Here is a 22,672-nt window from a genome sequence, read left to right as displayed (position 1 = left end):
GGGGACGGTGACCTGACGTTCTTCGGTGCGGCGGCGAAGTGCTACGCGTCGGACGCGGCGATGGAGATCACGACGGACGCGGTGCAGTTGCTGGGTGGGTACGGGTACACCCGTGACTACCCGGTGGAGCGGATGATGCGGGACGCGAAGATCACGCAGATCTACGAGGGCACCAACCAGGTCCAGCGCATCGTCATGGCCCGCAACCTCCCGTAAGGCGGCCACGGGCCCCGTCCGGCCCGGGCACCCACGGCCCCCGACCGCCCGTCCGCGGTCGGGGGCCGCGCCGGTCGGAGGAAATCCGGGCGACGGCGGGCAGCTCCGCTCCCTAGGCTGCCCGCCATGTCCTCAGCACCTTCCGTGTCCGCCCTGCCCGCCTCCGCCACGGCCTCCGGTTCCGCCACGGCCCCCGCGCCGTCCACCCTCAGCCTGGCCGCCGTCACCCCCGAGAACATCGACGCCGCCCTCGCCCTGCGGGTGCGCCCCGACCAGGAGGGCCTGGTCGCGCCGGTGGTGAAGTCGCTGGCCGAGGCGTACGCGTACGGGGAGACCGCGTGGCCGCGGCTGATCCTGGACGACGGGAAGCCGGTCGGCTTCGTGATGGCCTTCTTCGACATCCGCTTCCACCCGGAGCAGCCCGACGACCACCCGCGCTCCGGCCTGTGGCGCCTGCTGGTCGACGCCGACGCGCAGCGCGGGGGCTACGGCCGCTTCGCCGTCGAGCAGGTCTGCGCCGAGATCCGCCGCCGCGGCGGCACCCGGGCCACCGTCACCTACGTGCCCGGCCCCCACGGCCCGGCGGAGTTCTACGCCCGCCTCGGCTTCCGCCCGACCGGCGAGCTGAGCGGCGACCAGACGGTGGCCGAGCTGGAGCTCTGAGGCCTCCCGGGGCCCGTCCCCGGGAGCCGGTCAGTCGAGCAGTGCCGCCGCCTGCGCCCGCGCCCGCCGCAGCCATTCGGCGCGGTCGGCGGCGGTCGAGTCGGTGACGGTGCGGAACACCGTCCGCCGGACGTCGGTGACGCCGACGTACGGCAGCACGCAGGCCGCCCAGATCCGCTCCAGCGGGTCGCCGAACTCGCTGCGCTCGCGGTCCTCGGGCGTGTCCGAGGTGTTGAGCACCAGGGCCCGCCCGGCCCGCAGCAGTCCGGCCGGTTCGCCGTCCGCCGTGCCCAGCTTGTAGGCGACGCCGGGGGCCAGCACCCGCTGCACCCAGCCGGCCAGGACGGCGGGCGGCATGCCCCACCAGTTGGGGTGGACCAGCACGATCGCATCCAGGGTGGCCACCTCGGCGCGGTGCAGGGCGAGGCCGGCATCGGCGGACGGGTCCGCCGCGTCCACCGTGCCGGTCTCCTCGGCGGTCAGCAGCGGCGCGAAGCCCTCCGCGTAGAGGTCGTGCGCCCGTACCTCGCAGCCGCGCCCCCGCAGTTCGTCTACCACGGCCTCGTACAGGGCGTGGTTGAAACTGCCGGGGCGCGGGTGCGCCAGGTAGACCCCGATCGTGCTCATCGTCCGTTCCCCTCCCGCTGGTTGACGAAAGGTGATGCTACGTTCCGAGGGCGACGGGTAGGGTGCCGGGCCATGACCGAGCCGGACTTCCTCACCACGACCAGGGCGTTCTACGACACCATCGCCGCCGACTACGCCGACCGCTTCAGTCGCGCGATGGACACCAGGCCGACGGACCGCGCCGTGCTGGCGCTCTTCGCCGACCTGGTCCGCGCCGAGCGTCCGGACCCCAGGACGGCCGAACTCGGCTGCGGCCCGGGCTACGTGACGAGCCACCTGCACGGGCTGGGCCTGGACGTGCGCGGGATCGACCTCTCGCCCCGGATGGTCGAGCTGGCCCGGGCCGCCTACCCGGAGGTTCCGTTCGAGGTCGGCTCGCTGTTCGAACTGCCCTTCCGGGACGGCGAGTTGACCGGCGCGGTGGCCTGGTACTCGATCATCCACACCCCGGCGGAGCGCCTCCCCGAGGTGTTCGCCGAGTTCGCCCGGGTGCTCGCCCCCGGCGGCCGACTGCTGCTCGCCTTCCAGGTCGGCGAGGAGCCCCTGCGTCTGGAGCGGCCCTTCGGCCACCCGGTGTCACTGGACTTCCGCCGCCTGCGGCCGGAGCGCGTCGAGGAGCTGGTCCGCGGGGCCGGTCTGGTGATGACCTCCCGTACGGTCCGCGAGCCGGACGGCGAGGAGAGCACCCCGCAGGCCTACCTGCTGGCCCGCAAGCCCGCAGCCGCCCGCCAGCCGTCCGTCGGCGGCCCGGCCGGGCCGTCCTAGGCGGCCTCGGACGCGGACGGCTGCGCGGGCCGGGCCGGCTGTGATGGCGCCCCGGAGGCGGTCACGATCACCTCGTCCAGCACCTCGCGCGAGCGCAGCAGGTCGTTGATCGTCCGGTCGATCCGCTCCCGCTCCGCGGTGAGCTCCTCGACCAGCAGCGGGGTGGCGATCTCGCTCGGGCTGCCGTCGGAGTCCCGCATGCAGGGGAGGATCTTGTAGATGGTGCGGCTGTGCAGCCCGGCCGCGAACAGCTCCTGGATGTGCACCACGCGGTCGACGGCCGCCTCCGGGTACTCCCGGTGGCCGCCGTCGGTGCGGCGGGCCACCAGCAGGCCCTGCTGCTCGTAGTAGCGCAGCGAGCGCTCGCTGACGCCCGTCCGCCGGGCCAGTTCGCCGATCCGCATGCCGTCCACCCCGTCGTCCGATCCGAGCCCCGAAAGGGCTTCGCCCCGTAGGGACTTGAACCTGACACCGATGTTAGCTTCTACGGTCTCCGGCATGACGACGAACACTGGAACCGCCGGTCTCTTCGAGCCCGCGGACCTGGGCCCGCTCCGCCTCCCCAACCGCCTGGTGATGGCACCGATGACGCGCACCCGGGCCGGCGCCGACGGTGTTCCGCAGCCGATCATGGCCGAGTACTACGCGCAGCGCGCCGGCGCCGGGCTGATCATCGCCGAGGCCGCCACCCCGAACCGGGTCGGCCGGACGTACGCCGGCACCCCCGCCGTCCACGCCCCCGAGCACGTGGCCGGCTGGCGCACCGTGACCGGGGCCGTCGCCGCGGCCAGCGGCCGGATGTTCCTGCAGCTCCAGCACGGCGGGCGGATCGGCCACCCGGAGAACAGCGGGCTGCACCCGGTGGCGCCCTCGCCGGTGGCCTTCCCCGAGACGGTCCACACGCCGAGCGGGCACCGGGAGGCCGTCGTCCCCAGGGAGCTCACCGGGGCGGAGATCCGGCAGACCGTGGCCGACTTCGCGGCCGCCGCCCGCAACGCCGTCGAGGCGGGCTTCGCCGGGGTCGAGGTGCACGGCGCCAACGGCTACCTGCTGCACCAGTTCCTCGCCCGGAACACCAACCGGCGCACCGACGCGTACGGCGGCCCGGTTGCGAACCGGATCCGCTTCGTGGTCGAGGTGGTCCGGGCGGTCGCGGCGGAGATCGGCCCCGAGCGGGTCGGCCTGCGGGTCTCGCCCGGCTTCACCGGCCAGGGCATGGACGAGGGGGACACCGCCGAGATCTACCGCGCGCTGGTCGGCGAGCTCGCCGACGACGGCCTCGCCTATCTGCACGTGGTCTTCGCGGACCCGGAGGACGCCGTCTTCCAGGAGCTCCGCAAGACCTGGCCGGGCACCCTGATCGCCAACCCGGTGCTCGGCTGGGGCGGGCCGCTGCCCGAGGACGGCGGCCGGGCCGCCGCCGAACGGCTGCTGGCGGCGGGGGCGGACCTGATCTCCTTCGGCCGCGGCTTCCTCGCCAACCCCGACCTGGTCGAGCGCCTGCGCACCGGCGCCCCGCTCAATCCGCTCCGCGACGGGCTGATGTACGGAGGGGGAGTCGAGGGGTACACCGACTACCCCGCGCTGAGCGGCCGGCAGACCGGATAGCACGGCGCCTCCGGCCTGCGCGCTCCCGGGGGTACCGCGCGGGAGCGGACCGCTCGTGCCATGATCCCTGCATGAGTTCCAACGTTTTCTTCGACATCACCATCAACGACGAGCCGGCCGGCCGCATCGTCTTCAAGCTGTTCGACGAGGTCGTCCCGAAGACGGCCCAGAACTTCCGCGAGCTGGCCACCGGCCAGAACGGCTTCGGCTACGAGGGCTCCGGCTTCCACCGCGTGATCCCGGCCTTCATGCTGCAGGGCGGTGACTTCACCAACCACAACGGCACCGGCGGCAAGAGCATCTACGGCGAGAAGTTCGCGGACGAGAACTTCCAGCTCAAGCACGACCGCCCGGGCCTGCTGTCGATGGCCAACGCCGGCCGCAACACCAACGGCTCGCAGTTCTTCATCACCACCATCGTGACCGACTGGCTGGACGGCAAGCACGTCGTCTTCGGCGAGGTCGTCGAGGGCATGGACCTGGTGAAGAAGATCGAGTCGCTCGGCTCGCAGAGCGGCCGCACCTCGGCCGTCATCAAGATCGCCAAGTCCGGCGTGGTCGAGTAATCACCGCCGTCTGAGGCACGCGTACCGCCCCGGAGTGGGAAGTCGGATCCGCCGACTTCCCACTCCGGGGCGGTGGCGTTTCCCGCCGACCGCCCACGAACGAGGGTCCTAGGCCCAAGGACCGATGGCCCGGCGTCCCCGGCCCGGCTGGAATGGGCGGATGGACGACGACAAGGCGTACGAGGGCCTGACACCCGCCGCACGGGCGGCCTACCTGGGGCGGATCGGCGTGCCGGACCCCGGGGAGCCGTCGGCGCAGGCGCTGGCGCGGCTGCAGGAGGCCCACCTGCGGGCCGTCCCGTTCGAGAACCTGAGCCTCCACCTCGGCGAGACCGTGGTGCTCGACCCGGCGGCCCTGGTGGCGAAGGTGGTGGAGCGGCGGCGCGGCGGGTTCTGCTACGAACTGAACGGCGCCTTCGCCGAGTTGCTGCGCTCCCTGGGCTACCGGGTGAGCCTGCTGTCGGGCCGGGTCTTCGACGGGGAGCGCCTCGGCCCGCCGTTCGACCACCTCGCGCTGCGGGTCGACCTGGACGAGCCCTGGCTGGTCGACGTCGGCTTCGGCCGGTTCAGCCGCCTCCCGCTGCGCCTGGACGGGCGTGCCCCGCAGCCCGACCCGCACGGCACGTTCATCGTGGCCCCGTACGGCGCCCACGGCGAGCTGGACGTCCGGATGGACGGCGCCCCGCAGTACCGCCTCGACCCGCGCCCGTACCCGCTCGCCGACTTCGGTCCGACCTGCTGGTGGCAGAGCACCTCGCCGGACTCGCCCTTCACCCGCTCGACCACCTGCTCCGTGCTCACCGAGGACGGCGGCCGGACGACGCTCAGCGGCACCCGGCTCATCCGCTCCGCCGCCGACGGCACCCGCACCGAGCGGCAGCTCACCGGGGCGGAGGCGCTGAGCGCCTACCGCGAGCACTTCGGCATCGCGCTCGACCGACTGCCCGGCTGAGGTCGGGTCGGGGCCGGCCGGGTCGCGGGAGGGGCAGGGTAGCCCGGGCGGGCGGCCGCCGGGCCGGAACCGCCCAATCGTCCCGACCCGCGCCGACGCCGCCCTACGCTCTCCTCGGACGTGGGCCGAGCCGCGGCCGAACCCGACTTCCCGGCAAGGTGGTTCAGCGATGATCGAGCAGGGCGCCGACGACGGTGAGGTGACCTACGAGCAGGTGACGGTGGTCTCCCTGGCCTCCTGCGAGCCGGCTTCCCGCGAGCCGGCCGCGGGGGAGCCGACCGGCCCGGCGCGGTTCGCGGTCCGGGTGGTCCGCGAGGGCATGACCGTCAAGCGGGTGGCGGGCTACTGGGTGCGCTGGGACGAGCGCCGGGGCGACGAGCTCCGCCACCACGCCCGCTGGGTCGCCGACGAGGAGTACGTCCGGCCGGGCACCGGCAGCCTGGACGGCACGCTGGCGGTGACGGTCGCCGCCTACTGGACGGACGGGGCGCGGGTCTTCACCCGGCGCCCGAGCACCGAGACCGCGGTGATCTTCCGGCCCGGCGAGACCGAGCACGAACTGGTGCTGGAGCAGGCCGCGCCGCACCGACCGGCCGCCCTGTCGGTGCAGCTCGCGCACGCCCGCTGGCTGGGCGGCGCCGGGCAGCCGATCCACTACGGCTACTCGGGTGCCACCGAGGACGCGGGCGGCGAGGGGGAGTGGCTGGTGCGTTTCCCGGAGTGCGGCACCGGCCTGCTGCCGTACGCCGGTCAGGCCGAGGCAGGCTGACCCGGCGGGGAACCGGGGAGGGTCGGCCGGACGCCGCCCCCGGAGGGCCCCCTGGGCGCATCCCCGTCCCGTGGAAACGCCGCCGCCTCCCGGACCGGGCGGTCGGGGAGGCGGCGGCGTCGACGGTGGAGCGGGGCGAGCGCCTACTTGACGTCCGGCACCGCGGTGTCGTTCTTGAAGGCGTCGAAGACCTGCTTGGACTTGTTGGCGTCCCACAGCACCGCGGACTCGCCGGTCTTGGTCCGGAAGTCCGCGTTGCCGATCGGCACGGTGATCGTCTTGCCGCCGCCGCCGTTGACGTCCTTCATGGCGAGGAAGAGCGAGCCGAGGTCGGTCAGCCCGCAGTCGTCGTCCACGATCAGGGTGCCGAGCGCCGAGTCGACCAGCGGGTAGAAGGTGAACGGGTCGAGCAGGTTGCCCGGGGAGGCGGCCTGGTGGGCGAGGGCGCCGAGGAACTTCTGCTGGTTGCGCATCCGGCCGAGGTCCTGGTCGGCCATCTGGTGGCGCTGGCGGACGAAGGCCAGGGCCTGCTTGCCGGTGAGGGTCTGGTCGCCGGCCTGGAGGTCGAGCCCGGAGTCCTTGTCCTTGACGGGCTGGTCGATCTTCATCTCGACGCCGCCGATCGAGTCGACGATCCCGACGAAACCGGCGAAGCCGATCTCGGCGTAGTGGTCGATGCGGATGCCGGTGTTCTGCTCGACGGTCTGGACGAGCAGGCGTCCGCCGCCGGCGCCGAAGGCCGAGTTGATCTTCGCGGTGGTGCCCTTGACAGGCTTGCCGTTGCTGCCCGCGTGCTCGGGGATCGGCACCCAGGAGTCACGCGGGATGCTCATCAGGGTGTTCCCGTTGTCCCCGACGTGCAGGATCATCATCGAGTCGCTGCGCTTGCCCTCGTCGTGGCCGGTGTGCAGGTCGTCCTGCTCGCCCTCGGTGAGGCCCTGGCGGCTGTCCGAGCCGACGATCAGCCAGTTGGTGCCCTTGCCCGCGGCCGGGCGGCCCGGGTAGTCGGCGAGCACGTTCTCGTGGTTGAGCTTGGAGTCCGCCCAGAACCAGGTGGAGACGGCGGTCACCATGACGGCGATCAGCAGGCCGAAGACCGTCCACTTGACGATCCGGCGCCGCGGCCAGCGCGTGGCCTGCGCACCGGCCGGCCGGGCGCCGGCGGGGCCGGCCGGACCGCCGGGGCCACCAGGGCCGCCGGGACCGCCCGGACCACCCGGTCGCCCGGGGCCGGTCGGAGCGCCGGGGTGGCTTCCCGGAGCGCCGGGGTGGCCGGCCGGAGCACCGGGGTGGCTGCCCGCGGCGCCGGACCCCTGCTGCGGAACACCACCGAGCCGGGACGGCCCCGGCTGCCCCGCGGGCCGCGGCGCGGACGCCCCCGGCCCGCGCGGGTTCAGCGAGGCCGGAAGCGGCGGCTCGGCCGCCGCGCCGCCTCCGCCGTTGCCGCCGTACGGGTTCCCGCCGCCCCCCGGGCGGCCTTCCTGCCACGTGTTCATGCCGTTGAGGATGCCCGACCCCGGTCGGGCTGACTCCCCCCGGGGGGCCCACCGGGCCTCTTGTAGCAGTTTTGATGCACGTACCGGATCGTTCTGCCGTAACGTCCGGACACCCCGCGGTCCAGCGGCTGAAACGATTCTTGACCGGCTCGAACAGGCCGTGCTTGCATGCCAGGCATGGATCAGCCTGCACTCACGCGTCGGCGGCACGTCGACCTCCGGCGTGGTGCGGCCTGTTCGCTCTGTCGCGGCTGACGCGCACCCGTCGAGACCCGCACGTCCCCCGACGTGCCGCCCCGGCGCCGGGCCCCACCCCGGTGACCCCGCCGCAGCGCCTCCCCCCCGGCTGCGCAGCGCCGCCCCGCTTCCAGCCAGAGGTGAACCCATGGCCGTCGTCCTGTCCGTTTCCGGCTCCCCGTCCGCCACCTCCCGCACCACCCGCCTGCTGCGCCACGTCGACGCGCGGCTGGCGGACCGTGGCCACCACGTCGTCCCCTTCGAGGCCCGCAGCCTGCCCGCGCACGCGCTGCTGTCGGGCGACTTCGACCACCCCGAGATCGTCGCGGTCACCGAGCTGTTCGCCCGTGCCGACGGCGTGGTGATCGGCACCCCCGTCTACAAGGCCGCCTACTCCGGGCTGCTGAAGGCCCTGCTGGACGTGCTCCCGCAGTACGCGCTCGCGGACAAGGCCGTCCTGCCGCTGGCCACCGGCGGCTCGCCCGCGCACGTCCTCGCGGTGGACTACGCGCTGCGTCCGGTGCTCAGCTCGATGGGCGCCGGCCACATCACCCAGGGCTGGTTCGTGCTCGACCGCCACATCACCGCCGGGGAGGACGGCTCGACCCTGCTGGAGCGCGAGGCCCGGATCCTGCTGGAGCCGGTCGTCGAGGGCTTCGCCACGGCCCTGGAGCGACTGGCCGCACCGGCGCTGACCGGCTGCTGACCGGCCGGGCTGCCGTCGCCGCGGCCCGTACGGGGCGTCCCCGAGGCGGGCCGCGGCGACCCCTAGGGGGAGGCACGTCGTGCCCCGTAGAACCTTGGTTGAGGCGCTTCATTCCGTCGGATGACGAGCCGTCCGCCGTCCACTCCTAACGTGGTTCACACATCCCCACCCGCCGGGAAGCGGCCCGGAAACGTCGGGTCCGGCAGCCAGGTCCACCGGGAGGGTGGGGCTTACTCCCGGTCGAGGACTACGGCCTGCCCCATGTCGTGCGGCGGGCGGGCCCGTGAGGCTGGGGCCAACGGGTGAGCGCACCTTCCACGAGGAGACTCCAGTGACGACGGCAGCAGCAGCCGTGTACGACCCCCAGCTTCCCGGCGGAGCCTCCGCCGTCGCCGCATCGGCACGTCAGGTCACCAAGGCGTACGGCTCGGGCGAGACCAAGGTCACCGCGCTCGACGCGGTCGACGTCGACATCCAGCGCGGCCGGTTCACCGCGATCATGGGCCCCTCGGGCTCCGGCAAGTCCACCCTGATGCACTGCCTGGCCGGGCTCGACACGGTCAGCGGCGGACGGATCTGGATCGGCGACACCGAGATCACCGGCCTCAAGGACAAGCAGCTGACCAGACTGCGCCGCGACAAGATCGGCTTCATCTTCCAGGCGTTCAACCTCCTGCCGACCCTGAACGCGCTGGAGAACATCACGCTCCCGATGGACATCGCCGGCCGCCGGCCCGACCAGGCCTGGCTGGACCAGGTGGTGGAGACCGTCGGCCTGGCCGGCCGGCTCAAGCACCGCCCGACCCAGCTCTCCGGCGGCCAGCAGCAGCGCGTCGCGGTGGCCCGCGCGCTGGCCGCCCGCCCCGAGATCATCTTCGGTGACGAGCCCACCGGGAACCTGGACTCCCGGGCCGGCGCCGAGGTGCTGACCTTCCTGCGCCGCTCGGTGGACGAGCTGGGCCAGACCATGGTGATGGTCACCCACGACCCGGTCGCCGCCGGCTACGCGGACCGCGTGCTCTTCCTCGCCGACGGCGTGATCGTCGACGAGATGCACGCGCCCACCGCCGACTCCGTCCTCGAACGCATGCGCCGTTTCGACGGCAAGCGCACCAGCTGAGCGGCGGGCCACACCACCATGCTGCTCAAGACCTCCCTGCGGAGCTTCTTCGCCCACAAGGGCCGGATGGCCCTCTCGCTCATCGCCGTCGTGCTGTCGGTGGCCTTCGTCTCCGGCACCCTCGTCTTCTCCGACACCGCCACCAGCACCTTCGACAGGCTCTTCGCCGCGACCGCCTCCGACGTGTCCGTCCAGCCGCCCAAGCCGGCCGAGGACGAGGAGCAGCAGGCCGCCGTCAAGCCGCCGACCGTCCCGGCCGCGCTCGCCGACCGGATCGCCGCGCTGCCGGGCGTGAAGAAGGCCGTCGGCCGGGTCATGGTCCAGAACGCGATCCTGGTCGACCCGGCCACCAACAAGCTGGTCGGCCCGACCAGCGGCGCGCCCACCATGCTCGGCAACTGGACCGAGACCCCGCGCAACCCCGTCACCATCACCTCCGGCCACGCGCCGCACGGCCCCGGCGAACTGGTGCTGGACGCGGACACCGCGAAGAAGGCCAAGCTCGGCCTCGGCGACAAGGTCCGGGTCGAGAACTCCGGCGGCAAGCACGACTTCACCATCGCCGGCATCGCCACTTTCACCACCACCAATCCGGGCGCGGCGCTGGGCTTCCTGGACACCCCGACCGCCCAGCAGGTGCTGATCGGCGAGCCGGCCTACACCTCGATCGACGCCTTCGGCGACGGCAGCCGCAGCAACGACCAGCTCAAGGCGGACGCGGCGGCCAGGATCGGCGGCGGCTACCAGGTCAAGACCGCGGCCGAACAGAAGGACGAGAACACCAAGCAGGTCGGCAGCGGCCTCGACTTCATGAAGTACGCGATGCTCGGCTTCGCCTTCGTCTCGGCGATCGTCGGCGGCTTCCTCATCATCAACACCTTCTCGATGCTGGTCGCCCAGCGGACCCGGGAGATCGGCCTGCTGCGCGCCATCGGCGGCAGCCGCTCTCAGGTCAACCGCTCGGTGCTGGTCGAGGCGCTGATCCTGGGCGTGCTCGGCTCGACCCTCGGGGTCGCGGCGGGCCTGGGCGTCGCGGTCGGCCTGATCAAGCTGATGAACGCGATCGGCATGGACCTCAAGGCGGCCGACCTGCAGATCGGGCCGGACGTCTTCGTCGCCGGCTACGCGCTCGGCATCGTGGTCACCCTGGTCGCCGCCTGGTTCCCGGCGCGCCGGGCGAGCCGGATCTCGCCGATGGCCGCCCTGCGCGACCACGGCACCCCGGCCGAGGGCCGCGCCAACCTGGTCCGTACGGTCGTCGGCCTGCTGCTGACGGCGGGCGGCGGCGCCCTGCTGGTGCTCGGCGCGCTGTCGGAGAAGGCGGCCACCGGCGGCCGGTACCTGGGCCTGGGCGTGCTGCTGACCCTGGTCGGCTCCGTGGTGCTCGGCCCGCTGCTGGCCTCGGCGATCGTCCGGGTGCTGGGTGCGGTGCTGCCGGCCGTGTTCGGCCCGTCCGGGAAGCTGGCCCAGCGCAACGCGATGCGCAACCCGCGCCGCACCGGCGCCACGGCCGCCGCACTGATGATCGGCCTGGCGCTGGTGATCGCCTCCTCGGTGTTCAGCTCCTCGGCGGTCACCTCGGCCAATGCGCAGATCGACAAGTCGGTGGGTGTGGACTACATCATCCAGGGCGGCCGCACCGAGGTCACCCCCGAGATGCTGGACATCGTGCGCCGGACCCCGGGCATCGACCACGTCACCACCCAGAAGTCCTTTATGTCGAAGGTCCGGCTGCCGGACGGCGGGCAGGCGAAGAGCGACCTGACCGCGGTGCCGTCCGCCTTCTTCGGCACCGACTTCCGGCCGACCGTCAGGACCGGTGCGGTGGACTCGATCGCCCGCGGCTCGCTCGGGATCGGCGAGGCCTTCGCCAAGGACCACAACCTGAAGGCCGGCGACCGGGTGACCGTCGACTACGGCAAGGGCCGCACCCAGGAGCTGCCGGTCGGCGCGGTCTTCGCCAAGGGCGAGCTGTTCGGCGACGGCTCCTTCGTGGCCATGGACACCATGGCCCGGGTGGTCCCGGCCGCCGAGCAGCCGCCGGTGTGGACCTTCTTCGCCAAGGCCGCCCCCGGCGCCGACGTCGCCAGGACGCTGGCCGCCCTGCAGGACGGGCTCAAGGAGTACCCGCAGCTGGTCGTCAAGGACCAGGCCGGCTACAAGGAGCTGGTGCAGTCCCAGGTGAACACCCTGCTGTACCTGATCTACGGGCTGGTCGCCCTCTCGATCACGGTCGCCGTGCTCGGTGTGGTCAACACCCTGGCGCTGTCGGTGGTCGAGCGGACCCGGGAGATCGGCCTGCTGCGGGCGATCGGGCTCTCCCGCCGCCAGCTGCGCCGGATGATCAGGCTGGAGTCCGTGGTGATCGCGGTGTTCGGCGCCGTCCTCGGCACCGGGCTGGGCCTCGCCTGGGGCGTCACCGTCCAGGGGGTCCTGCGGGACCAGGGCCTCGGGACGCTCTCCGTCCCGGCCGTCACGATCGCGATCACCCTGGTCTCCTCGGTGGTGATCGGTCTGGTCGCGGCCCTCGTCCCCGCCTTCCGGGCCGGACGGATGAACGTCCTCGCCGCCATCGCGACGGACTGATCCGGCGCCGGGGGGCGTCGGAGCAGGAGCGGGGACAGGGGCCGGGTGCGCGCAGCACCCGGCCCCTGCGGCATGCGGAGGCGGGCCGTCCCCCGGGCCGTCGGGAGCCTGTTGCGAGCGGTGCCCCTGACGCCGGTTCGGCCTCCGGACGGCTGAGATGATCGTCCGATGTTCCCCTCGGACGCTCCGCCGCTGCCCAGCGCCGCGCCCCTCACCGCCGCGGCCGCCGCCCGCTGGCGCGCCGCCCGTACGGCCTGGCGGCTGGACGGCCGCTGGCTCGCGCTGCTGCCGCTCGCGTTCGCCGTGCTGGCCACCGCCGTGGAGCCGAGTGCCGCCCGGTGCAACGCCGCGGGCGTCTGCCGGGACACCTGGGGTTCGGCCCTGGCCGGCTGGTCGGTCCTGGCCGAGGTGGTCCTGCTGGCGACCAGGATCCGGGCCCGGGCGCTCGTCCCGCCCGTCGTCCTGGCCCTGCTCTGGTACCTGCCGGACGGCTTGGTCACCCCGCTCGCCCGGTGGTCGGCGGTGCTGCTCCACGTGCTGCTCACCGCCGTCCTGCTGGGCGCCGAGGCCGGCCGCCGCCGCGCCCGCCAGCAGTTGGACGAGCTGATGGCGCCGCCCGTCCCCTTCCCGTGGACGGCCGCGGGCGCGCCCTCGCCCGTCCACCGCGACGGACCGTCCGTGCGGCGCCGGGTCCTCGGCGTCGTGCTGCTCGTCGTCGCCGCGGCCTTCCCGCTGTACGGGCTCTGGGCACAGGCCCGGACGGACGCCGCCGCCGAGCAGGCCGCCCGGGTGACCGGCACCGCGGGCACCGCCGACCGGGACGGCGTCCTGACCGTCCGCTTCCAGCCGCCCGACGGCGGACCCGAGCGCACCGCAGCCCTCGACGTCTGGTGGCAGCGGCGGCCGCAGCCCGGCGAGCCCGTCCCGCTGCTGGTGGACGGCGACTACGTGCGCGCCCTGGGCGACGACTACGACCTCTCCGGCCAGCTGAGCGCCGGCGGCCTGATCGCCCTGCCCGGCCTGGTGCTGCTCGGCTCCGCCGCCGTCGCCGCCGCCCGCCGCGACCGGCCGGCCTTCGAGGGCTCCGCCCCCGCGCTCGCCGTGCGGGTGCGCGCCGACGCCCGCGGCGACCTGCTGGTGCAACCGCTGGACGGGCCGCCGGACGGCCCCGGCCTCTGGCGGCTGGTCGAGCGCGACCGCTACCGCTGGGCCGGCGGCGGCGCGCCGGACGGGGAGGGTTCGGCCTGGGTGCCCGAGTACCTGCCGACCGGCGACGAGGACGCCGACTACCCCGACCCGCTGGCCCACCCCGACCCGGACGACCCGGACGGCTTCGACGACGACCCGGACGACGTCGACGCCCTGCTGGGCGAGGACGACGAGGAGTTCCACGACCGCGCGACCCCCGCCCAGGCCGCCGCCCGGTTGGCCCACGCCGGCCGCAGCGTGCCCGCCGTGCTGTACCGCGGCCCGGACGGAACCGACCACCAACTCCTCGTCCGGCCGGGCCTGTTGGACGGTGACCCGTACTGGGTGGCGGCGGTGGCCGACCCCGCCGCCCGGGCCCCGCGGTTCAGCCGGCTCACCGAGCGCTACCGCGGGCGCGAACTCGCCGTCGCCGCGCTGACCGCCGAGACCGTGGCCGCCGCCCCCGCGGCCGGACCGGACGCCGAGCCGGTGGCCGCCCGCCGCTGGGAGATGCCCGCGCCGCTGCGGGCGGCGGCCGGGCCGCTGGCCGCGCTGCTGGTCGCGGCCGCCGTGGTGCTGCTGGACGACGACGGCTGGTGGGAGAACCTGGTGCGGCCGCTCTGGATCGGCTCCCTGGCGATCCTCGCCTGCGCCCAGACGCTGTCCTGGCAGATCGTGGCCGACCGCAACGGCCTGCGGGTGGCCACCGCACTGCGCACCCGCAGCTTCCGGTGGGCGGAGATCAGCGCGGCGGCGGTGCACCGGAACCTGCTCACCATCCGGCTGTGCGGCGGGCGGGAGTTCTCCTTCGCCAGCCGTCCCGCGGTCTGGCTGGCCGGCCTCTTCGGCGACCGGTACGACCCGGAGGCGCTGGCCCGCACGGTGGCCACCGCCGCCCACCGGCCCGACCTGCGCCCGGACCGCGCGCTGCCGGACCGCCTCGGCGGCCCCCAGCACCTGGTGAACCGGATCGCGCTGGCCGGCTACGCGGTGTTCACCGTCGCCCACTACGCGCTCTGAAGCGGCACCGGCCGGCACCGGATCCGCACCGGACCGGCACCGCGCCACCCCGGCGGGGAACCGCTCCGACCAGGGAGTGCGGTGTTCTCGATCACAGTGCCGGTGCCGCGCCGCGAGGTGCGCGCGGCCGCCCGGACCGGGGCGAGACGGGGGCGCGTCCGCACCGGTACGGTGGGCCCCGATGAACACCAAGGCTGCTGAGGAGCTGCCGGCTGTCTCCGTGATCATGCCGGTGCTCAACGAGGAACGTCACCTGCGCACGGCCGTCCGGCGCATCCTGGACCAGGAGTACCCGGGGCCGATCGAGGTGGTGATCGCCCTCGGTCCGTCCGGCGACCGCACCGACGAGATCGCCGCCGAGCTGGTGGCCGAAGACCCGCGGGTGCGGACGGTCGCGAACCCCACCGGCCGGACGCCCGCCGGACTGAACGCCGCGATCCGGGGCTCCCGCCATCCGATAGTGGTGCGCGTGGACGGCCACGGCCTTCTCACCCCCGGCTACATCGCGACCGCCGTCCGGCTGCTGGGCGAGATGGACGCGGCGAACGTCGGCGGCATCATGCACGCCGAGGGCGAGACCGAGTGGGAGCACGCGGTCGCCGCCGCGATGACCTCCAAGCTCGGCGTCGGCAACGCCGCCTTCCACACCGGTGGCCTGGCCGGCCCGGCGGACACCGTCTACCTCGGCGTGTTCCGGCGCGAGGTGCTGGAGAAGCTCGGCGGCTACAACGAGGAGTTCATCCGCGCCCAGGACTGGGAGCTGAACTACCGGATCCGCCAGGACGGCGGCCTGATCTGGTTCACCCCGCAGCTCAAGGTGACGTACCGGCCCCGGCCCTCGGTGCGGGCGCTGTCCAAGCAGTACAAGGACTACGGCCGTTGGCGCCGGGTGGTCACGCGCTACCACCGCGGCTCGGTCAACCTGCGCTACCTCGCCCCGCCGGCCGCGCTGCTGGCGGTCACCCTCGGACTGGTGCTCGGCGCGGCCGTCCACCCGGCCTTCCTCGCGGTGCCCGGCGCCTACCTGCTGGGCATCGTCGGCGGTGCCGTGACCGAGGGCCGCGGCCTGTCCTTCAAGGCCAGGACGATGCTGCCGGTGGCCTTCGCGACCATGCACCTCAGCTGGGGCTTCGGCTTCCTCACCTCGCCGCGTTCGCTGGCGCGCCGGGTGATCGCCAGCGTGGGCCCGTCCGCGAAGGACGTGCTCTCCAAGACCGGCTGACCCCCCCCGCGAGGACCGGGCCGCTCCGCGAGAACGCCCCGGGCCCCCGGCCGTCGACCAACGGGCCGTCATCCGCTCCGGATGACGGCCCGGCAGCTTTCCCCGGCCCGCGGGGCGGACGGCCCCGTGCCGGTCCGCCCGCAGCGGCCTACTTGGCGCAGGCGTCGGTGTCGTCCGCCTGCACCCGCTGGAGGTCCTCGGGCGCCGCGGTCGGCGCCGCCGCCGGGCCGGCGGGCGCGGCAAGCACGTCCTTGCCCAGCACCAGCAGCAGTCCGGCCTTCGGGTCCGCCTTCGCAGCCGGCTTGACCGCGTCGCCCGGCAGCCCGAGGGCGGCGGCCAGGGCGCCGGCCGCGGCCTCCTGACCGGGCTGGTAGGACACCGTGGTGGTCTCGGCGACGGGGGCGTCACTGCCGACCGCGGCCTTGGCGAAGCCCTTCGCCTGGAGCTTGTCGACGGTCGGCCCGGACTGCCCGCGCTTCCCGCTGCCGTTGCGGACCGTCACCTGGACGGCCTTGGTGTCCACCGCCGGGGCGGTGGCGGCGGGCGTCGTGGGCGCGGCGCCGTCGGGCGCGGCCGGGGCGGCGGTCTCGGTGAGCGAGCGGTCGGCCGCGACCATCGCGAAGAGCTGTCCGGCGTCCGGCTGCTTGAAGATCACCCGGTCCTTGTCCTGGGGGTCCTCCAGGACCGGAACGGTGGCGAAGGTGATGTTCTTGGTGTCGACCTTGCTGATGTCCAGCGCGAGGTCCTTGAGCTTGTCCACGCTGCCGATGCCGGAGTCCACGGTCAGCGCCTTGGTGGCGGCGTCCGCGAGCTTGTAGAGCTTGGTCGGGCTGGTCAGGGTGTCGTCGCTCTTGATCTTGCGGATCATCGAGCTGATGAACTGCTGCTGCAGGGGGATCCGGCTGAGGTCGCCGCCGAAGCCGACCGCGTGCCGGGTGCGGACGAAGGCCAGCGCCTCCTCGCCCTGGACGACGTGCCGACCCTTGGTCATCTTCAGGTGGGAGCCGGAGTCGTTGATGTCCTTGGCCGCGCAGACCTCGACCCCGCCGACGGCGGTGGAGAGGGTCTTCACCGCCTCGAAGTTGACCTGCACGAAGTGGTCGACCCGGATCCCGGTGTTCTTCTCGACGGTCTTCCAGGTGCAGCCCGCGTCCCGCCCGCCCTGGCCGAGGCTGTTGTTGAACTCGTTCCGCTGCGAGCCCGGGACCTTCTTGCCCTGGGCGTTCTGGCAGTCCGGGATCGGCACCATCAGGTCGCGCGGGAGGCTGATCACCGTCGCGTTGGAGCGGTCCTTGGAGATGTGGAACAGCAGCGTGGTGTCGGCGTGTCCGACGCTGCCCTCGTCGCCGTACGCGCGTCCGAGGCCCTCCCGGCTGTCGGTGCCGATCACCAGGATGTTCAGCGCCTCCCCGGCGGCCTTGGGGCGCTCGGCCTCGTCGCCCAGCTGGACCTTGACCGAGGTCAGGTTGCTGTTGAAGTGCCGGTACAGGTAGTACGCCCCGCCGCAGCCCGCGACCATCACCAGGGCCCCGGCGCCGGCGGTCCACTTGAGCGCCCGGCGGCGGCGCTGCCGCTTGGCGAGGGCGGCCGCCCGTCGCCGGCTGTCCCGACGGCTCTCACCGGCCGGTGCCTCGGGCGCCTCGGCTGCCCGGCGGCGGCGCTGCCGGGGGACACCGGGCGCCGGGTCCACCCGGTACCGGCCGGTTTCCGGTTGCTCCTCGTGCACGGGGTTCCCTACGTTCGACCGGTCACGGCTCCGGCCCGCCCGTACTGACGGGCCGATCCGGACACAGTAGACGAGCCGAATGGGGGAATCGTTCCTGGTGTGATCTGCATCATGGTTGAACAAAGCGGAGGTAAATTACGTTCACCTGTCCGCATTTGGCGGTCACACCGGCGCCGACCTGCGGCGTGGCGGAGTCCGGCCGTACCCGGCCCCGCGCGGCCCGCTCAGTGCTGTGCGCAGGCGTCCACGTCGGCGGTGCGTCCCTCGAAGGTGGGCGAGGCGCCCGCCGAGGGTGACGCGGTGGCCGTGGCTGCCGCCGTGGTCGTCGCTCCGGCCGCCTCGCCGGAGTCCGCGCCCGGGCTCGCGTTCGCTCCGGTGGTCCGCGCCGCACTCGGCCCCGAACCCGCCCCGGTACTCGACCCCGAGCCGGCCCCGGCGCCCGCCCTCGTGCCCGCTCCCGACGACGGCGCCGACCCGGGCGGCCGGACGGTGACGGGCCGGTCGTCGCGCAGCGCCGTGAACAGCTGGCCGGTCTGCGGCTGCACGAACTCGTCCCGGTCCGAGTCGTAGCGGTAGGGGCGGCGCGGCGCGGTCAGGAAGACCACGTTCGCCGACGGGATGCCGCGCAGGTCCTGGGTGAGGTCGTACAGCGCCCCGAGCGAGGACAGCCCGCCGTCCGCCCGGACCGAGGAGGTCGCCGCGTCCAGCACCGGCCACAGCCGGGTCGGGTTCAGCAGCACCCCCTGGGACTCCACCTTGCGGATCAGCGCGGCCAGGAACTGCTGCTGACGGCCCATCCGCTGGGTGTCGCTGCCGTCCCCCAGGCTCTCCCGGGCCCGGACGTAGCCGAGCGCCTGCTCGCCGTGCAGGGTCTGCCGGCCGGCGGGCAGGTCGAGCTTGGCGTCCTTGTCGTGGATCGGCTGCGGCACGCAGACCTCGACGCCGCCGATCGCGTTCACGATCGTCTTGAAGCCGCTGAAGTCGAGGATCACGTAGTGGTCGATCCGGATCCCGCTCAGCTGCTCGACGGTGCGGATCGAGCAGGCCGGGCCGCCCGTCTCGAAGGCCCGGTTGAACTGCATCAGCACGGGCTTGCTGCGGGTGCCGTCCGGCTGCTCGCAGGCGGGGACGGAGACCATGACGTCGCGCGGGACGGAGACCGCCGTCGCGTGCTTCCGGTCGGCGGCCAGGTGCAGCAGGATCGTGGTGTCCGAGCGCTCGGTGCCGGCCTGGCCGCCGTAGGAGCCGTTCGAGCCGGAGCGGTCGTCGCTGCCGATCAGCAGGATGTTCTCGGCGCCCCGCGCGCCGACGGTGCGGCTCGGCCGTTCGGCCTCCAGCTTGGCGAGCAGCCGGTCGGTGGTCGAGTCGGTCCGGATGTTGCCGTCCAGCTTGCGGTAGGCGATCCAGAGCAGCACCCCACTGGCGACCAGCAGGAACGCGACGACGCCGGCGGTGATCATCAGCCACCGCCGGCGCCTGCGCGGGCGTCCGGTCCCGTTCGGGGGAGCGTCCTCGGGGAACGCGTCCGTCGGGGGAGTGTCGGTCGGGGGGTGCTCGGTGTCGTCCTCGGCCATGGCAGGCATCCCTACCCGCCCGGCCGGGGCCCGTGGGTCACCCGAGGCGCAGTGTCACCCGTTCGGATTCGATCCGCTTCTCCCACTGCTCGGCGCCCAGTGCCTGGGAGTTGCGGCACAGCACCACCGAGGCGCCGGCCGCCAGCGGCGCCAGCAGGCCGGCCTCCAGGCCCGCCCAGTCGTCGTACGAGAGCGTGGAGAGGACCCGGTCGCCGGGCTTCAGGCCGAGGCGGACCGCCCCCTCCCGGGCCAGCGCGACGGTCTGCTCGCCCGTCAGCTTCAGCGGCAGCCCGTCGACCTCCGTCTCCAGGGCCTGGCCGTCCGGGGCGACGGGGGAGTACGGCGCGAAGCGGTCGCCCTGGCCGGGCACCTCGGCGGCGTAGTCGAGGAAGCCGTCCGGGCGCTGCGGGAAGCGTCCGCCGAGCGGGCGCAGGGCGAGCGCCACCCGCTCGCCCTCGCAGGCATGGGCGGCCTCCAGGCCGTCCGGGCCGCTGACCACCAGGTCCGCGGTGGCCGGGGCGCCGCCCGGCACCGCCGCCACGCCGACCGACCAGCAGGCGAGCAGCCAGACGGCGCTCTGCCAGTGGGCGGGCAGCAACAGTGCCGCCCGGTCGCCCGGGCCGGCGTTCAACTCGTCCTGCAGGAGGTTGGCCGTCTTGGCCACCCAGTTGTCGAAGGTCCGGGCGGACAGCTCCACCCGTTCGCCGGTGGCGTCGTCGTAGAAGGTGACCAGCGGGGCCGCGGGATCGACGGAAGGGGTGCCGCCGCGCAGGAATGCGTGCAGCAGCTCGACGGGGGTGCGGGCATCGGCAGCGAAAGGCGCAGTCATGGTGCGCCCCAGCCTACGGCCTTCGAGTGGGAGGTCGGGAGGGGTGGCGGGCGGCACGCGCGAGCGGCGTACGCTGACGTGGCGACAGTGGCGAATTGTCGTCAATATCCGTTTCATGCGTATCTCACTTCTCGCCGGCGCGGCCACGAGCTGCGTCGCCGTCCTGCTGCTCCAGTCGACCGCCGTCTCCACCGCCGTCTCCACCGCCGTCGCCGACCCGGCACCCGCCGAACAGACCTCCGCCGGCGGCGGAACCGTGACGAGCATGTCGCTGACCGCCGCCGAACACACCGTCACCCAACGCGCCACCAAGCCCTTCTCGCTCATCGGGGTGAGCTGGGACGACCCCCGGCAGTCCCTCGCGGGCACCTCGATCCGGGTCCGCACCCACCGCGTCTCCACCGGCGCCTGGACCGCCTGGCGTCCGCTCGCCGTCGAGAACGAGGACGCCCCCGACGAACGGGACGGCCGCTCCGGCATCCGCGGCTCCACGGCACCGCTGTGGACCGGCCCCAGCGACGGCGTGGCCGTCGAGGTCACCCCCGGACCGAAGGGGCTGCCCGCCGGGCTCCGCGTCGAACTGGTCGACCCGGGCAGGGGCGCCGCCTCCGCGTCCGCCGTGCGCGTCCTCCCGGCCGAGACCGCGGCCGCCCGGACACCACAGGACCACGAGGCGCCGCGGCCGGGCATCGTCACCCGGGCGGGCTGGGGGGCCGACGAGTCGCTGCGCGAGACGGGCTTCGTCTACACCGGGACGGTCAAGGCGGTCTTCGTCCACCACACCGACACCGCCACCGACTACGCGTGCAGCGACGCACCGCAGATGATCCGCGCGATCTACCAGTACCACGTGCAGAGCAACGGGTGGCGGGACATCGGTTACAACTTCCTGGTCGACCGCTGCGGCACCATCTACGAGGGCCGCGCCGGCGGCGTCTCGCAGCCCGTCCTCGGCGCGCACACCCTCGGCTTCAACAGCGACTCGGCCGGCGTCGCCGCGCTGGGCACCTTCACCACGGAGGGCCCGCCGCAGGAGATCGTGGACGGCATCAGCAAGATCGCGGCCTGGAAGCTCGGCCTGACCGGCCAGGACGCGGCCGGCCACACCAACCTGACCTCCGGCTCCTCGCAGAGCCGCTACCCCAAGGGCACGGTCGTCTCCTTCGACACCGTCTCCGGACACCGGGACGCCTTCGCCACCGAGTGCCCCGGCGACGGCCTCTACGCCCGGCTCGACGACATCCGCTCCTGGGCCGCGCACCTCCAGGGCCGCTGAGCCCCCGTCGGCACCCCCTCGGTCGGACCGGACGCCGCTACCCCGGCTCCGGTCCCGGCCCGACCAGCGCCCGCAGCTCCTCCGTCAGCCCCGCGGTCAGATCCGGCCGGAGGTCGAACCGCGCCGGGGTGTTCTGCAGCAGCGCGATCCGCCACCCCGCCCCCGCGTTCACCGCGATCACCGTCTGCACCGCGTTCAGCCCGGGGTCCAGCTCCCCGGCGTCGTCCGGCACCATCCCGGCGGCGGCCTCCAGGTGCGCCACCCCCGGCGCCAGCGCCCGCACCCGCCGCACGGTGGCCACGTACCGGGGCGTCGCGTGGTCCGCGAAGATCCGCCCCAGCTCGGCGGCGATCACCGACCGGCCCCGGTGCCCGCTCCCGTCGAAGCCGATCACCTGCCCGTCCACCGCGAACGGCCCGGCGAAGGCCGCGCCGTCCCGGCGGTTCCACCCCTCCAGCATCCGGCGGTACAGCCCCCGCACCGCGATCTCGTCCCCGGAGGGCAGTTCCGGCAGCCGCGTATCGTTCATGTACCCATGGTCGACGACGGCGGCGCAGGAGGCGACGGCAGTGACGGGCGGGACGGACGGCACCGGCGGCGGCTCGGCGCGGCGCTGGCGGCCGGGCTTCCCGCTGGACACGGCCCGGACCCTGCTGCCGCTGCGCCGCGGTCCCGCCGACCCGTCGTACCGGACCGCCGGGGACGGTGCGGTGTGGCGCGCCTCCCGCACCCCGGCGGGCGTCGGCACCCTGCGGGTGCTGCCGCACCCCGCCGCGGGCGAGATCGAGGCGACCGCCTGGGGCCCCGGCGCGGACTGGCTGCTCGACCGGCTGCCCGCGCTGCTGGGCGCGGAGGACACGCCGGAGGCGCTGGTGCTGCCGCCCGGTCCGCTGCGTGACGCCCAGCGTCGTACGGCCGGGGTGCGGCTGACCCGGACCGGCCTGGTGCTGGAGTCCCTCGTCCCGGCGATCCTGGAGCAGAAGGTCACCACCGACGAGGCCTACCGCGCCTGGCGCACCCTGCTGCGGGACTTCGGCACCCCGGCGCCGGGCCCGGCCGAGGGGATGCGGGTGGCGCCGTCGGCCCGGGAGTGGGCGATGGTGCCGAGCTGGGAGTGGCACCGGGCGGGCGTGGACCCGAAGCGGTCCGCGACCGTCATGCGGGCCGTCCGGCTGGCGCCGCGGCTGGAGGAGGCCTCCGCGATGGGCCACGAGGAGGCGTTCGCCCGCCTCACCGCCGTCCCGGGCATCGGCGTCTGGACGGCGGCCGAGACCCTGCAGCGCAGCAACGGGGACCCGGACGCGGTCTCGGTCGGCGACTTCCACCTGCCCAACCTGGTCGGCTGGGCCCTGGCCGGCCGCCCCCGCAGCGACGACGACCAGATGCTCGCCCTCCTGGAGCCCTACCGCCCGCACCGCCACCGCGTCTGCCGCCTCCTGCTGGCCACCGGCACGCGGGCCCCCCGCTACGGCCCCCGCCTCACCCCCAACGACCACCGCCACCGCTGACGCCAAGCGCACACCCGG

Annotated in this window: 21 protein-coding genes; 14 read left to right on the top strand and 7 right to left on the bottom strand. The window is 74.1% G+C overall.

What is annotated here, in order from left to right; all coding sequences use genetic code 11:
• Positions 1-216, top strand: a 216-nt coding sequence (locus tag ACIGG8_RS38500) for an acyl-CoA dehydrogenase family protein (protein WP_363627431.1), incomplete at its 5' end; no start/stop codon positions are given.
• Between the two features lie 126 nt (positions 217-342).
• Complete coding sequence (locus ACIGG8_RS38495) at positions 343-879, top strand: GNAT family N-acetyltransferase (protein ID WP_396553246.1); 537 nt, start codon at positions 343-345, stop codon at positions 877-879.
• Positions 880-909: 30 nt separating this feature from the next.
• On the opposite strand, the gene ACIGG8_RS38490 is transcribed toward ACIGG8_RS38495, so the two are convergent.
• On the bottom strand, positions 910-1,506 hold the full coding sequence (locus ACIGG8_RS38490; protein WP_396553245.1) for an NAD(P)H-dependent oxidoreductase: 597 nt from the start codon (positions 1,504-1,506) through the stop codon (positions 910-912).
• Between the two features lie 72 nt (positions 1,507-1,578).
• On the opposite strand from ACIGG8_RS38490, the gene ACIGG8_RS38485 reads away from it, so the two are divergent.
• Positions 1,579-2,271 (top strand): class I SAM-dependent methyltransferase, encoded by a 693-nt coding sequence (locus ACIGG8_RS38485; RefSeq protein WP_396553244.1) that lies wholly within the window; start codon positions 1,579-1,581, stop codon positions 2,269-2,271.
• Here the strand turns inward: ACIGG8_RS38485 and ACIGG8_RS38480 are convergent.
• A complete protein-coding gene (locus ACIGG8_RS38480; protein ID WP_396553247.1) occupies positions 2,268-2,675 on the bottom strand; it encodes a MerR family transcriptional regulator in 408 nt (135 codons plus the stop codon). The two genes, ACIGG8_RS38485 and ACIGG8_RS38480, sit on opposite strands and share 4 nt — an antisense overlap.
• 94 nt (positions 2,676-2,769) lie before the next feature.
• Here ACIGG8_RS38480 and ACIGG8_RS38475 point away from each other — a divergent pair, with 94 nt between their 5' ends.
• The 4 genes from ACIGG8_RS38475 (at position 2,770) to ACIGG8_RS38460 (ending at position 6,166) form a co-directional block, all read left to right on the top strand.
• Positions 2,770-3,879 (top strand): alkene reductase, encoded by a 1,110-nt coding sequence (locus tag ACIGG8_RS38475; RefSeq protein WP_396553243.1) that lies wholly within the window; start codon positions 2,770-2,772, stop codon positions 3,877-3,879.
• A 71-nt stretch (positions 3,880-3,950) separates the two neighbouring features.
• Positions 3,951-4,445: a peptidylprolyl isomerase gene (locus tag ACIGG8_RS38470; protein WP_350520060.1), complete on the top strand. Its 495-nt coding sequence runs from the start codon at positions 3,951-3,953 to the stop codon at positions 4,443-4,445.
• 160 nt (positions 4,446-4,605) lie between these two features.
• A complete protein-coding gene (locus ACIGG8_RS38465; RefSeq protein ID WP_396553242.1) occupies positions 4,606-5,397 on the top strand; it encodes an arylamine N-acetyltransferase in 792 nt (263 codons plus the stop codon).
• A gap of 169 nt (positions 5,398-5,566) precedes the next feature.
• Entirely contained in the window at positions 5,567-6,166 is a 600-nt protein-coding gene (locus tag ACIGG8_RS38460) for a hypothetical protein (RefSeq protein ID WP_396553241.1), read from the top strand.
• A gap of 143 nt (positions 6,167-6,309) precedes the next feature.
• Here the strand turns inward: ACIGG8_RS38460 and ACIGG8_RS38455 are convergent, their stop codons facing one another.
• The gene (locus tag ACIGG8_RS38455) at positions 6,310-7,662 is read right to left on the bottom strand and encodes an LCP family protein (RefSeq protein WP_396553240.1); all 1,353 of its coding nucleotides are present in this window, start codon (positions 7,660-7,662) and stop codon (positions 6,310-6,312) included.
• Between the two features lie 385 nt (positions 7,663-8,047).
• Between ACIGG8_RS38455 and ssuE the strand changes: the two genes are divergently transcribed.
• The 5 genes from ssuE to ACIGG8_RS38430 all read left to right on the top strand — a co-directional run bounded on the left by ssuE (position 8,048) and on the right by ACIGG8_RS38430 (position 15,741).
• Entirely contained in the window at positions 8,048-8,605 is a 558-nt protein-coding gene (gene ssuE / locus ACIGG8_RS38450; protein ID WP_396553239.1) for an NADPH-dependent FMN reductase, read from the top strand.
• Positions 8,606-8,936: 331 nt separating this feature from the next.
• A complete protein-coding gene (locus ACIGG8_RS38445; protein WP_350520065.1) occupies positions 8,937-9,725 on the top strand; it encodes an ABC transporter ATP-binding protein in 789 nt (262 codons plus the stop codon).
• An 18-nt stretch (positions 9,726-9,743) separates the two neighbouring features.
• Positions 9,744-12,311: an ABC transporter permease gene (locus tag ACIGG8_RS38440; RefSeq protein ID WP_396553238.1), complete on the top strand. Its 2,568-nt coding sequence runs from the start codon at positions 9,744-9,746 to the stop codon at positions 12,309-12,311.
• Positions 12,312-12,479: 168 nt separating this feature from the next.
• Positions 12,480-14,519 (top strand): hypothetical protein, encoded by a 2,040-nt coding sequence (locus ACIGG8_RS38435; protein WP_396553237.1) that lies wholly within the window; start codon positions 12,480-12,482, stop codon positions 14,517-14,519.
• A gap of 181 nt (positions 14,520-14,700) precedes the next feature.
• Positions 14,701-15,741: a glycosyltransferase family 2 protein gene (locus tag ACIGG8_RS38430; protein ID WP_396553236.1), complete on the top strand. Its 1,041-nt coding sequence runs from the start codon at positions 14,701-14,703 to the stop codon at positions 15,739-15,741.
• A 148-nt stretch (positions 15,742-15,889) separates the two neighbouring features.
• On the opposite strand, the gene ACIGG8_RS38425 is transcribed toward ACIGG8_RS38430, so the two are convergent.
• The 3 genes from ACIGG8_RS38425 to ACIGG8_RS38415 form a co-directional block, all read right to left on the bottom strand.
• Positions 15,890-17,467, bottom strand: coding sequence for an LCP family protein (locus ACIGG8_RS38425; RefSeq protein ID WP_396553235.1), 1,578 nt, complete (start codon positions 17,465-17,467; stop codon positions 15,890-15,892).
• Between the two features lie 224 nt (positions 17,468-17,691).
• Positions 17,692-19,041 (bottom strand): LCP family protein, encoded by a 1,350-nt coding sequence (locus tag ACIGG8_RS38420; RefSeq protein WP_396553234.1) that lies wholly within the window; start codon positions 19,039-19,041, stop codon positions 17,692-17,694.
• Positions 19,042-19,078: 37 nt separating this feature from the next.
• The gene (locus ACIGG8_RS38415; protein ID WP_350520071.1) at positions 19,079-19,870 is read right to left on the bottom strand and encodes a TIGR03089 family protein; all 792 of its coding nucleotides are present in this window, start codon (positions 19,868-19,870) and stop codon (positions 19,079-19,081) included.
• Between the two features lie 115 nt (positions 19,871-19,985).
• Here ACIGG8_RS38415 and ACIGG8_RS38410 point away from each other — a divergent pair, with 115 nt between their 5' ends.
• A complete protein-coding gene (locus ACIGG8_RS38410) occupies positions 19,986-21,146 on the top strand; it encodes a peptidoglycan recognition protein (protein ID WP_396553233.1) in 1,161 nt (386 codons plus the stop codon).
• Positions 21,147-21,183: 37 nt separating this feature from the next.
• Here ACIGG8_RS38410 and ACIGG8_RS38405 read toward each other — a convergent pair whose 3' ends face one another.
• Positions 21,184-21,675, bottom strand: a complete 492-nt coding sequence (locus ACIGG8_RS38405; protein WP_396553232.1) for an SgcJ/EcaC family oxidoreductase — start codon at positions 21,673-21,675, stop codon at positions 21,184-21,186.
• Between ACIGG8_RS38405 and ACIGG8_RS38400 the strand changes: the two genes are divergently transcribed.
• Positions 21,674-22,654: a DNA-3-methyladenine glycosylase family protein gene (locus ACIGG8_RS38400; RefSeq protein WP_396553231.1), complete on the top strand. Its 981-nt coding sequence runs from the start codon at positions 21,674-21,676 to the stop codon at positions 22,652-22,654. The two genes, ACIGG8_RS38405 and ACIGG8_RS38400, sit on opposite strands and share 2 nt — an antisense overlap.
• Positions 22,655-22,672: the final 18 nt, after the last annotated feature.

Source organism: Kitasatospora sp. NPDC085464 (genome assembly GCF_044541955.1).
GTDB lineage: Bacteria > Actinomycetota > Actinomycetes > Streptomycetales > Streptomycetaceae > Kitasatospora.
The sequence above is the reverse complement of the archived record's forward strand: the minus strand, read 5'-3'. Positions and strand labels throughout refer to the sequence as shown.

What these genes read in the sequence shown, in the direction of transcription:
- ACIGG8_RS38490 (WP_396553245.1), bottom strand. Translation starts at nt 1,506, where the DNA reads ATGAGCACGATCGGGGTCTACCTGGCGCACCCGCGCCCCGGCAGTTTC.
- ACIGG8_RS38485 (WP_396553244.1), top strand. Translation starts at nt 1,579, where the DNA reads ATGACCGAGCCGGACTTCCTCACCACGACCAGGGCGTTCTACGACACC.
- ACIGG8_RS38430 (WP_396553236.1), top strand. Translation starts at nt 14,701, where the DNA reads ATGAACACCAAGGCTGCTGAGGAGCTGCCGGCTGTCTCCGTGATCATG.
- ACIGG8_RS38495 (WP_396553246.1), top strand. Translation starts at nt 343, where the DNA reads ATGTCCTCAGCACCTTCCGTGTCCGCCCTGCCCGCCTCCGCCACGGCC.
- ACIGG8_RS38405 (WP_396553232.1), bottom strand. Translation starts at nt 21,675, where the DNA reads ATGAACGATACGCGGCTGCCGGAACTGCCCTCCGGGGACGAGATCGCG.
- ssuE (WP_396553239.1), top strand. Translation starts at nt 8,048, where the DNA reads ATGGCCGTCGTCCTGTCCGTTTCCGGCTCCCCGTCCGCCACCTCCCGC.
- ACIGG8_RS38455 (WP_396553240.1), bottom strand. Translation starts at nt 7,662, where the DNA reads ATGAACACGTGGCAGGAAGGCCGCCCGGGGGGCGGCGGGAACCCGTAC.
- ACIGG8_RS38480 (WP_396553247.1), bottom strand. Translation starts at nt 2,675, where the DNA reads ATGCGGATCGGCGAACTGGCCCGGCGGACGGGCGTCAGCGAGCGCTCG.
- ACIGG8_RS38435 (WP_396553237.1), top strand. Translation starts at nt 12,480, where the DNA reads ATGTTCCCCTCGGACGCTCCGCCGCTGCCCAGCGCCGCGCCCCTCACC.
- ACIGG8_RS38410 (WP_396553233.1), top strand. Translation starts at nt 19,986, where the DNA reads ATGCGTATCTCACTTCTCGCCGGCGCGGCCACGAGCTGCGTCGCCGTC.
- ACIGG8_RS38475 (WP_396553243.1), top strand. Translation starts at nt 2,770, where the DNA reads ATGACGACGAACACTGGAACCGCCGGTCTCTTCGAGCCCGCGGACCTG.
- ACIGG8_RS38440 (WP_396553238.1), top strand. Translation starts at nt 9,744, where the DNA reads ATGCTGCTCAAGACCTCCCTGCGGAGCTTCTTCGCCCACAAGGGCCGG.
- ACIGG8_RS38465 (WP_396553242.1), top strand. Translation starts at nt 4,606, where the DNA reads ATGGACGACGACAAGGCGTACGAGGGCCTGACACCCGCCGCACGGGCG.
- ACIGG8_RS38415 (WP_350520071.1), bottom strand. Translation starts at nt 19,870, where the DNA reads ATGACTGCGCCTTTCGCTGCCGATGCCCGCACCCCCGTCGAGCTGCTG.
- ACIGG8_RS38460 (WP_396553241.1), top strand. Translation starts at nt 5,567, where the DNA reads ATGATCGAGCAGGGCGCCGACGACGGTGAGGTGACCTACGAGCAGGTG.
- ACIGG8_RS38400 (WP_396553231.1), top strand. Translation starts at nt 21,674, where the DNA reads ATGTACCCATGGTCGACGACGGCGGCGCAGGAGGCGACGGCAGTGACG.
- ACIGG8_RS38420 (WP_396553234.1), bottom strand. Translation starts at nt 19,041, where the DNA reads ATGGCCGAGGACGACACCGAGCACCCCCCGACCGACACTCCCCCGACG.
- ACIGG8_RS38470 (WP_350520060.1), top strand. Translation starts at nt 3,951, where the DNA reads ATGAGTTCCAACGTTTTCTTCGACATCACCATCAACGACGAGCCGGCC.